This window comes from Prosthecobacter sp. (assembly GCF_029946185.1).
Taxonomy (GTDB): Bacteria; Verrucomicrobiota; Verrucomicrobiia; order Verrucomicrobiales; family Verrucomicrobiaceae; genus Prosthecobacter.
In genome coordinates this window covers 1-8,859 of the sequence record NZ_JAQSEA010000011.1, presented here as the reverse complement: position 1 = coordinate 8,859, position 8,859 = coordinate 1, and the positions used below count along the sequence as shown (strand labels likewise).

Genomic DNA, 8,859 nt, shown 5'->3' with positions numbered 1-8,859 from the left:
GCCCCATCGAAGATCTGCCGCTCATCCAGCGCCAGATCGTCGAGCGCTGCTCCTACCATGGCCGCAAGGTCATCGTGGCCACGCAGATGCTCGAAAGCATGATCGAAAACCCGGTGCCGACCCGCGCGGAAGTCACCGACATCTTCAATGCCGTCATCGAGCAGGTGGACTGCGTGATGCTCAGCGGAGAAACCAGCGTGGGCCGCTACCCGGAGAAATGCGTGGAGGTGCTGAACACCGTCATCAGCCGCATTGAGCAGAAGTATCCTTCAGGCCGCTTCGCCAGCGATGCCCCGCTCAAGACCAACAAGCACAAGACCGTCAAGGCGGCCATCCTGCTGGCCAACAGCATCCCCGGCAGCAAGCTGCTCGTCTTCACCATCCGTGGCGTCATGGCGCACCTGCTTGCGCATCAGCGCCCGGAGTTCGCCCCCATCTTTGCCTTCACGCCCAATCTGCACGTCAGCCGCACACTCGTCACCGCCCGTGGCGTGAACCCCTTCGTGCTGAAGTTCACTGAGGGAGATCCCGAGGCGGCCATTCGCAACGCCGTGGAACGGCTGCGCAGTGAAAAGCTCATCAAGCATGGAGACCCGCTCGTCATTCTCAGCGATGCGCTGTACGATGGCATCAATGTGGATGCCATCCTGCTGCGCGAGGCTTGAAAGCGCGCGCTGCTCCCGTAACTTAGGCCGGAGCCAGCCGTATTCCTCATCATGCGATCCGTCCGCCCGCTGCTTTTATTGTCCTGCCTCATCGCCCCCATGGCGCTGGCGGAGACCCGTGTCTTCGTCAGTCTGGCGGGCACGCTGCTGGAGGCGGAGCTCACCCTTGTAGCCGGTGAGAGTGTGACCTTGAAACGCAGCAGCGATCAGCAGCTCCTGGTGGTTAATTTTAAGACCCTCTGCAAGGAGGACGGCGAATACATCGCCCGCTGGCAGCAGCAGCACACGGACATGGCCACCGCGCCCACGCCTGCTCCCGCCTCCGAGGGTACGTCAGCCCCCGCGCAAAAGTACCGTCTGGCCTGCCAGACTCTGCCGGCCAAAAGCAACCGTGGCCCTGTCAGCGGCGACTACCGCATTTTCGAGTACACCTACAACTTCAACCTCAGCAACCGCGAGGTGGTGCGTGACCTGGAGAACGCCCGCGGCCTGGCCGTCACTCTGGGCAAAAATGTCGCTGATCCCAACGGCGACCTGGTCGTTCTGCAAAAAGAGGAGTTCGAGGTGAACATCCGCGCGCAGTCCAAAATGGTTCACACCACCCAGCCGGTACGACTCAGCTACAGTCAGGACCCTGACGTGCCTTACGGAGTGAAAAGCTACGGCTATGTGCTGATCATTCGCGATGCCGCTGGCAACCTGCTGCATGTGGAGGCCAGCCCTGACGCCAGCGCCAAATACGCCAAAGAGATCCTCTCCATCTCCGAGACCCCCTGCATGGTGGACCGCGAGTTCAAAGTGAAGCCCCGGGCTGACCTGCCGCTGGGCTACATCACTTTCTGAGGTGGCAGGGCCAACGCAGCCCGAGGTGACGGGGTTCTCCGCCCATGGGGGCGTAGGATGGGTGTGGCGACAGCCCGCCCGTCTGTCAGCGTACGGCAGACTCCGTGGCGTGCGAACGCCCTTTGCAGTCGGGCGGTTTGGCGGAGGAAGCGATGGAAGATGAGACGCTTTGGACGCCAAACACACCCAACCTACGGCCTGAGCGCCATGCTGCCCGCCTGTTTGAGATCAGGTCTGCGGGGGCTGGATTACAGACCCGTTTTCAACGCATCATGGTATTACTTGCCCATGATCAGCAGCACGCCGGACACGATGGCAAGAATGGGCACCAGGATGCTGAGGGCACCGAGGTCGATGCGAAAAGCCCCCACAAAGCCGACGATGATGAGATAGATGGCGAGTACAAGAATGCCGCGATTTTTGGTGAGGTTCATGGGTGTGTCTGGTTTGAGTTGAGGTGAAAATTTCAGGTTCAAGGTTCGACGCTCACAGGCGTGCCCAATTCCACGGAGTGGAAAAAGGCGGCGGCCATGTGGCCTGGCATGCGGATGCAGCCATGGGAGGCCGCGTAGCCGGGCAGGTACCCTTCGTGCATGCCGGTGCCGCCGACAATGCGCATAAAATACGGCATTCGTGCTCCATCATAGATCGCCCCCTTGGGCTTGGGGTCCTTGCTGGTGTCCACGTCCTTTTGGATCACGTTGCCATCGGCATCCACATAATCGCCGAACAGGGAGGACACGTGGTCGATGTCCTTTTGGGTGATCTTGAATTTCCCCGTCACTGTATCGAGTCCTTCACGCCCGGATGAAATGGGCGATACACCGGCAAGCTGGCCGCCTTTGTAGAAAAAGGCGCGCTGCTGGGAAAGGCTGATGCGGATGGAAGGGCTGCCCCTCATGCTGTCCCCATCCCAAAAGGAATCATCGACCATGGGTGCGGGTGGCGGGAATGGCGGAGGGAAGGGGGGGCCGACGCAGCCCATCGTGACAAACAAAAGGGCGGCGGAGAGCAGGGCTGAGCAGTGGGTGAAGATAGGGCGCACCTTGGATTAGAGTCGTGGTGCCCCGCTTTGTTCAATGGGGTCTTCCCCTCATTGAACGAAGCGCAGGCGTCTGCTTTCCTATCGCATGAACTTCTCAAAGGGCCATCTCGTCTTGCTGCTTTCTCAGGAACAACGCCATTCTCAGCTTGAGGTCATGTAAGATTTATTTCGTTGCGACATCCGCTTTTGCCACCGCATCCGATTCATTCCCGACCGCAGACATCTCAAATTCAAAACCTTCATCCAATCATGAACATCATCGTTATCCTTATCATTCTTCTTCTTCTTGGCGGTGGCGGCTACGGCTTCAGCTCCGGCAATCATTATGTCGGCGGCGGTGCCAGCCTCCTCGTCATCATTCTCCTGGTGCTTTTGCTCACGGGGCGGTTATAAGCCACGATTCCTTCTTTTCGCGGATGATTGTCCGCGCACTACACACACGCCCTCACAACCATCCGACTTATGAAACTCCATCCCTTACGTCTCCTAGTTCCCGCCATTGCCCTGCTGACCATCTCTTCCTGCGTGGATCCGATGATGACCGGTGGCGGCGGCTATGGCGGCGGCTATGGCGGCGGCTTCCAAACCTACTCGACGCTGCCCAGCAGTTATGCCGGCAACGCCTACTACTACCAGGGCCGCTACTATTCGGGCGGTCAGTATCAAACCGGCCGTTACATCTATCAGGGAAGGCCGTACTCAAACCGTTACTTCTATAACGGACAGTACTACTACGGTGGTCAGCATCAGCACCACGGTCACTCGTCGGGCCGCCCCTCGTCGAACTATCGTCCATCGAGCGGCTACCCGTCGAACTATCGTCCATCGAGCGGCTACCCGTCGAACTATCGTCCATCAAGCGGCTACCCGTCGAACTATCGTCCATCAAGCGGCTATCCGTCGAACTATCGTCCATGAGCAGCTCCCCTTCGAGCAGCCGTCCGCCGATTTACCGTCAGTCGAGCTTCCGTTCGTCGAGCAATCAGCCGTCCGCCCCTGATCAAGGCCGGAACAGGGATTCGGACCGCCGCTAACAGCGCCAGATCATTCTGTGGGTGGAGGAGCATCGCTGCTTCTTCACCCCTTTTTGCGTACGGGATTGAGCGCTGCGGGTGACACCGCCGAAGCGTGTCTCCTCCCCGACTCACACAGAGTGAACCCCTTCCGAATAACCAAATCGCAGATTGGCACTGAACCGATTCAGGAAAATCTCTGCGACCGTTCATTCTCTGCGGTTCAAATCTCCGGCCATTCCTCTGCCCAACATTCCCGTTGCCAAAAAACAGCGCCCCCATTCCCGAATGGCCCCCGCCGTTACCCACCGTTCCACCCTCTAGCCACCTTCAGTTCAGGTGCTCTCCCGAATAACCAAATCGCAGACTGGCACTGAACCGATTCAGGAAAATCTCTGCGGCGTTCCAGCCTCTGCGGTGAAAATCTCCGGCCATTCCTCTGCCCAACATTCCCGTTGCCAAAAAACAGCGCCCCCATTCCCGAATGGCCCCCGCCGTTACCCACCGTTCCACCCTCTAGCCACCTTCAGTTCAGGTGCTCTCCCGAATAACCAAATCGCAGACTGGCACTGAACCGATTCAGGAAAATCTCTGCGGCGTTCCAGCCTCTGCGGTGAAAATCTCCGGCCATTCCTCTGCCCAACATTCCCGTTGCCAAAAAACAGCGCCCCCATTCCCGAATGGCCCCCGCCGTTACCCACCGTTCCACCCTCTAGCCACCTTCAGTTCAGGTGCTCTCCCGAATAACCAAATCGCAGACTGGCACTGAACCGATTCAGGAAAATCTCTGCGGCGTTCCAGCCTCTGCGGTGAAAATCTCCGGCCATTCCTCTGCCCAACATTCCCGTTGCCAAAAACAGCGCCCCCATTCCCGAATGCGCCCCGCCGTTCCACATTCTAGCCGCCTTGAGTTCAGGTGCTCTGCCGGTAAAAGCGAGCCTGTCTGAAGAGAGCTGCGAAAGCCGCAGCGCTCCTCTGCCCGCGCACCCGCGCTACTTGGTGCCCACGCAGTACACCGCCTTGTTGCTGCGCAGGATGAGGAGGTCTCCGCTCACGGCGGGGGAGCCGTTGAAGTGGGTGGTGTCGCTGGCAAATTCATTCGTGCTGAGCAGCTCGTAGGTCGGCTTGGCCGCGAGGACGAGCGCGCCGTTTCTGCGGGAGACGCAGACGAGCCGGTCACCGATGAGCACGGGGGAGGCGTAGAAGGGCTTGCCGCCGCCGCGTGAGCCCATGGTGGCGCGTTCGCGATACACATCCTTGCCAGTTTTGGCATCGATGCACAGCGCGAAACCTTGATCGTTGATGACGTAAAGGTGGCCGTCTTTGAGGATGGGCGTGGGCACGTAGGTGCTGGAGCTGCTGTCCCAGAGGATGGCGCTGGGCCCGAGATCGCCCTTGCCGCCGAGCTTGATGGCAGCGCTGCGTGTGGCGGGGAAGCCGCCGAAGACATAGACCGTGTCGCCACCGGGAACGATGCATGGGGAGACGTTGGCCGTGAGGCCGTGCGTGGCATACCAGCGCAGCTTGCCGGTGTCCGGATTCATGCCCCAGAGCTCCAGTGGCACAGCGATGACGAGATCCTCCACGCCGTCGTGCTTGACGATGTTGGGCGTGGCGTAGGCCATGCCGAAGTCGCCCTCGGCCTTCCACACGACTGCGCCGGTCGTTTTATCGAGGCCGTAAATCGTCTGGCTCTCTTCGTTGGCGTTCACGATGAGCAGGTTCCCATGCACGATGGGACTGGCGGCCGAACCCCAGCGCTTCTCACCGGAGCTGGTGCCGCAGGAAGTCTGCCAGAGCTGCTTCCCCTGCAGGTCAAAGGCCAGCGCGCCGCTCTTGCCGAAGAACACATACACGCGCTCGCCATCCGTCACGGGCGTGTTGGTCGCATAGCCATGCTCGGTGATGAAGCCCTTGAACGGATCTTCCGCCGCAGCGCTGGGCACCTGCGCATCCCACAGCACCTTGCCATCGGCACGGCTGAGGCAGACGAGATGCCGCACCAGCTTGCCCATGTCGTCCGCGCCCGGCTTGTCGCCATAGCCGCTCCAGCAGGTGACGAAGACCTTGTCTCCCAGCACGATGGGGCTGGAGGCACCAGGACCTGGCATCTCCGCTTTCCACCGCAGGTTTTCCGTGTCGCTCCACTTCAGCGGCACCTTCGATTCCGTGACCATAGCCGCCCCTGTGGGCCCAAGGAAACGCGGCCAGTCATCGCCAGCGGCGGTGAGCAGAGTGGGGGCGCAAAGAGCGAGCGTGAGGGCGGATGCGAGAGCGCAGGGGAGCAGGTTCATGTGGGTAGGGTAAACCGGGAATGCGGTGGAAAGTTACGCGTGAGATGCAGCGGAAACTTACGCGTGAGATGCAGTGGAAACTTACGCGGGAGAAGCAGGCTGTGGAGCGCGGAATTTATTCCGCAGCGCCCCGCAGCAAAGGGCGCGCCGAGTTTTAGCTGCGGGCGGTACCCCGGAGATCAGCGTGTTTGCGAGCTGCAATGGGGAACTCCCCCCGCCGTGTGCTAGCGACCTGCAGCGGAATAAATTCCGCGCTCCTGGGCTGCTGCGTCGTTCGAACACCCCAGACGTAGCGGAAGAATTCCTCCCGCCGGGTTTCCCTCAGAACTGTGGCGCGCTCCTTGGTGGAGAACACGATGTGATACAGGATCTGCGTGTAGGTGTTGGCCATGGCGGAGGCGCGTGGGTGGGGCGGAGATTTGTGTCACCGCTACGCGGTTCCACCGTTCTGGCAACGGTGGGTTGCGTGCCGACCGTGGGTTTCACCCACGGCTACCGTTATGCCAGCGCTACGCGCTTTCGATCCACAGCAGGCAGGGCCGACTGCCGACCGTGGGTTTCACCCAGAGCTACCGATATGCCAGCGCTACGCGCTTACTGATTCCCAAACCGGGAGGCTGGCACTCGCGAATGCGGACTGCGCTGAGACCCGTGCTCGGCCCTCCCAGCTCCGGAAGCGCGTAGCGCTGGCACAACGGTAGCCGTGGGTGCCAACCCACGGAACTCAAAGCCGCCGAACGGCCATGCATCATCGGTTGTTTTTTGTTCCGACAGTCATTAAACTCTTCAGCATGACCGCAACTTTGGAAGCCGATCATCACAAGCTCTCGCTTTCTGAAGATGTTCTGGCCCAAGGACACTTCAAAGATGGCATGGAGTTTCGTGTGATCTTGCAGCCGTCAGGCGCAATGATCCTGCGTCCGAATCAACCACGCCAAAAGTCGCTCGTAGAACATCTGCGCGGGCTGCAAGGACTGTAACTTGCCGTGAACCGTGAGGTCCGTTGTCTTCATGCCGCATCTCATTCCATGCCAAAATACGCAATCCTGATTCACGGCGTGAACTTCCTCATTCACGATGCTGACGCTACCGCGCCCCAGTTACGCGGATTCTACATCAACGCCTTTCTCGATGCCCTGACACCTCAGGAGGCGGAGGATCGTGCTGTGGAACTTGTGCGCACTTCACCGAAGCTCCGTGCCATCGTCACCAACGGACCCGACGATCCGCCCCAGATGTTTATCGAGGAGCTTGCAGAGCTTGACGACTGGCCCGCAGACTGCGTCCGTCCTTTGAGCGGCTTTGTATACTACGATGACCCGAATGCAGAATGGCGTCATGAAACCCACGCGGACTCCTGAGGCACTCTCCGCTCCGCGCTTCAGTCTCGACCCTTCAACGAACCGCCATCAAAGCTCAGCAATCTTCGGTGGGAAGAAGAAGTCAGACGCGGCGTAGCGCGTCCCTAACAGCGACTTCCCCCCCTCACGCCTCCACCTGCACGGGCTCGGCCACGGGGGCCTGCCATGCAGCCATCGAGAACCGCTTCATCAGGCTGCCTGCGGCGACGTAGCCGAAGCCGAAGAAGAACAGCAGCAGGAAGGGAATGCTGCCCCACTGGCCGCGCTGCGCGGCGAGGCCGATCATCCAGCCGAAGTAGCCGGTGAGGATGACTTCGATCCATAGGGCGATGGATTTGCCCGCCTTGTAGCGCGAGCGCTGCTGGCTGGCCTGCGCTTTGTTTTCCATGCCATACTTCGGCGTGCGGACAAATTCGGACGACTGATTGAGCAGCGCCTCCAGCACGGCCTTGCCGTTGTTGATGCTCATGCCGATGCCGAGCGCGAGCAGCATGGGCACATACGGCAGCGCCTTGAGCCAGCCCCAGCGGCCCTGCGCCCCTTGTGCGGTCATGTAAAACACGATAACGCTGAGGGAGGCAAAGAAGAACACGGGCACATCGACGAACACCGCCTTGTGCCAGGAACTGCCCATCACAAAGTTGGCGGGGTACATCAGCACCAGCGTGCAAAGCGTGAGCAGGTAGGCGAAGTTGGACGTGAGGTGGGAGGTGGCCTCGATCTTCAGGCTCAGCGGGATGTCGCTGCGCCACACGTTGCCCAGGGTCTTTTTGCACACCTGGATGCTGCCCTTCGTCCAGCGGTGCTGCTGGCTCTTGAAGCCGTCCATGTCCGGCGGGAGTTCGGCGGGGACGACGACGTCCTTGAGGTAGATGAATTTCCAGCCCTTGAGCTGCGCGCGGTAGCTGAGGTCCAGGTCTTCCGTCAGCGTGTCATGCTGCCAGCCGCCGCCCGTTTCGATGGCGGCTCTGCGCCAGATGCCGGCGGTGCCGTTGAAGTTCAAAAATTCGCCGTGGCGGCTGCGGGCCGTCTGCTCCAGCACCAGGTGGCCGTCGAGGAAGAGCGCCTGCAACCGGGTGAGCAGGGAGAAGTCCTTGTTCAGGTGCCCCCAGCGCGCCTGCACCATGCCGACTTTCTCGTTGGTGAAGTGGTGGATCACCTGCTTCAGGTAGTCCGGTGCCGGCTGGAAGTCGGCGTCGAAAATGCAGATGAACTCGCCCGTGGCGGAGGCCATGCCTTCGTCCAGCGCACCCGCTTTGAAGCCATCGCGGTTCGTGCGGTGGAGGTACTCGATGTCGTAGCCCTGGGCTTTGAGATCGGCGGAAAGCCGTCCGGCGTGCGCGGCAGTCTCGTCCGTGGAATCGTCCAGCACCTGGATCTGCAGGCGGTCACGCGGGTAGTCCAGCGCGCTGACGGTGCGCAGCAGATTTTCCACCACATGCAGTTCATTGAAGATCGGGAGCTGCACGGTGATGCGCGGCAGCTCAGCGTACTCATGGGGCGGCACCGGTGCCTCATGCCGGTGTTTCCAGAAATGGTACAACACCTTGATTCTGTGCGCGCCAAAGGCGGACAGGGCGGTGAAAACGAGAATGTAGCTGGTGAACCAGAAAAAATTATCCCACTCAATCATATCGG

At 60.4% G+C, this 8,859-nt stretch carries 11 protein-coding genes; 6 read left to right on the top strand and 5 right to left on the bottom strand.

Features of this window, described 5'->3' with window-relative positions:
- Both PSV43_RS00825 and PSV43_RS00820 read left to right on the top strand, forming a co-directional pair.
- Positions 1-665, top strand: a 665-nt coding sequence (locus PSV43_RS00825; protein WP_300192708.1) for a pyruvate kinase, incomplete at its 5' end; no start/stop codon positions are given.
- Positions 666-716: 51 nt separating this feature from the next.
- Entirely contained in the window at positions 717-1,508 is a 792-nt protein-coding gene (locus PSV43_RS00820) for a hypothetical protein (protein WP_300192706.1), read from the top strand.
- A 278-nt stretch (positions 1,509-1,786) separates the two neighbouring features.
- Here the strand turns inward: PSV43_RS00820 and PSV43_RS00815 are convergent, their stop codons facing one another.
- The gene (locus PSV43_RS00815; RefSeq protein ID WP_300192704.1) at positions 1,787-1,942 is read right to left on the bottom strand and encodes a hypothetical protein; all 156 of its coding nucleotides are present in this window, start codon (positions 1,940-1,942) and stop codon (positions 1,787-1,789) included.
- Between the two features lie 38 nt (positions 1,943-1,980).
- A complete protein-coding gene (locus PSV43_RS00810; RefSeq protein ID WP_300192702.1) occupies positions 1,981-2,442 on the bottom strand; it encodes a L,D-transpeptidase family protein in 462 nt (153 codons plus the stop codon).
- Positions 2,443-2,802: 360 nt separating this feature from the next.
- On the opposite strand from PSV43_RS00810, the gene PSV43_RS00805 reads away from it, so the two are divergent.
- Together PSV43_RS00805 and PSV43_RS00800 are read left to right on the top strand one after the other, a co-directional pair.
- A complete protein-coding gene (locus tag PSV43_RS00805) occupies positions 2,803-2,946 on the top strand; it encodes a DUF3309 family protein (RefSeq protein ID WP_300192700.1) in 144 nt (47 codons plus the stop codon).
- Between the two features lie 69 nt (positions 2,947-3,015).
- The gene (locus PSV43_RS00800) at positions 3,016-3,471 is read left to right on the top strand and encodes a hypothetical protein (RefSeq protein ID WP_300192698.1); all 456 of its coding nucleotides are present in this window, start codon (positions 3,016-3,018) and stop codon (positions 3,469-3,471) included.
- A 1,087-nt stretch (positions 3,472-4,558) separates the two neighbouring features.
- Here PSV43_RS00800 and PSV43_RS00795 read toward each other — a convergent pair.
- A complete protein-coding gene (locus PSV43_RS00795; protein ID WP_300192697.1) occupies positions 4,559-5,860 on the bottom strand; it encodes a PQQ-binding-like beta-propeller repeat protein in 1,302 nt (433 codons plus the stop codon).
- A 154-nt stretch (positions 5,861-6,014) separates the two neighbouring features.
- Complete coding sequence (locus PSV43_RS00790) at positions 6,015-6,251, bottom strand: hypothetical protein (protein WP_300192695.1); 237 nt, start codon at positions 6,249-6,251, stop codon at positions 6,015-6,017.
- A 400-nt stretch (positions 6,252-6,651) separates the two neighbouring features.
- On the opposite strand from PSV43_RS00790, the gene PSV43_RS00785 reads away from it, so the two are divergent.
- Together PSV43_RS00785 and PSV43_RS00780 are read left to right on the top strand one after the other, a co-directional pair.
- Complete coding sequence (locus PSV43_RS00785; RefSeq protein ID WP_300192693.1) at positions 6,652-6,840, top strand: hypothetical protein; 189 nt, start codon at positions 6,652-6,654, stop codon at positions 6,838-6,840.
- A gap of 48 nt (positions 6,841-6,888) precedes the next feature.
- Positions 6,889-7,221 (top strand): hypothetical protein, encoded by a 333-nt coding sequence (locus PSV43_RS00780; protein WP_300192692.1) that lies wholly within the window; start codon positions 6,889-6,891, stop codon positions 7,219-7,221.
- A 124-nt stretch (positions 7,222-7,345) separates the two neighbouring features.
- Here PSV43_RS00780 and PSV43_RS00775 read toward each other — a convergent pair.
- Positions 7,346-8,859: cellulose synthase family protein (locus PSV43_RS00775; protein ID WP_300192690.1), on the bottom strand; the 1,514-nt coding region annotated here is incomplete at its 5' end.